This window comes from Bradyrhizobium sp. CCBAU 11386 (assembly GCF_028128955.1).
GTDB lineage: Bacteria > Pseudomonadota > Alphaproteobacteria > Rhizobiales > Xanthobacteraceae > Bradyrhizobium.
The window spans coordinates 1-725 of sequence record NZ_LBKA01000080.1 but is presented as its reverse complement, the minus strand read 5'-3'; the positions used below and the strand labels follow the sequence as shown (position 1 = coordinate 725).

Here is a 725-nt window from a genome sequence, read left to right as displayed (position 1 = left end):
CCGATGAACGGGCACTTGAACGGCAGATTGCCAAGGCTGCCCGCTGCGATCGCGACGCCAAGCGGCTCATGGAGGTCCCAAGCGTGGGCCCGATCATCGCCAGTACGGTCCTGGCTAAAGTCCCCGACGCAAAGGTGTTCCGCTCCGGTCGCGACTTCGCAGCCTGGATCGGGATCACCGGCAAGGACCACGGCACTGGAGGCAAGCATCGCCCGGGACGGATTTCCAAACAGGGAGACCGTATGCTGCGAGCGCTGTTGATCAGCGGCGCCAGCGCCCATCTGCGGCAACAGAAGGCGCGCGGCGTCACCGATCCGTGGCTGCGCGATCTGCTGGCGCGAAGGCCCTACAAGGTTGCCATGGTGGCCTTCGCCGCCAAAACCGCCCGGATCATCTGGGCCATGCTGGTCAAAGGAGAGACTTACCGGGACCGCGCGAGCGCGCCGGCTGCGGCCTAGTTGCGAGGCAACAGCCGCCGCGCTCGCGCTCCATGCCTATCGGAAGGGTACTTGAGGTGTGATGGCAAATGGTCAGGAAACCGGGATCGAAACACTCCGCATCGTCATCGCGCGTGACAGCGCGCCGCAATGATTGGAATTCGATCTGCGATCTCCATCAGGGCCCGCGGTCACTGGCCGCTTCTCGAGGCCGTATACATGACCGCTCCCCGATCCATTCGTCGAAGCACCAAAAAGCCCTTGCCGAGAGGGGGCCGTCCATACATG

At 64.0% G+C, this 725-nt stretch carries 1 protein-coding gene; it reads left to right on the top strand.

The window, feature by feature from the left end; genetic code table 11:
• Window positions 1-458, top strand: a 458-nt coding sequence (locus XI09_RS08465) for a transposase (protein ID WP_271566434.1), incomplete at its 5' end; no start/stop codon positions are given.
• Window positions 459-725 lie beyond the last annotated feature (267 nt).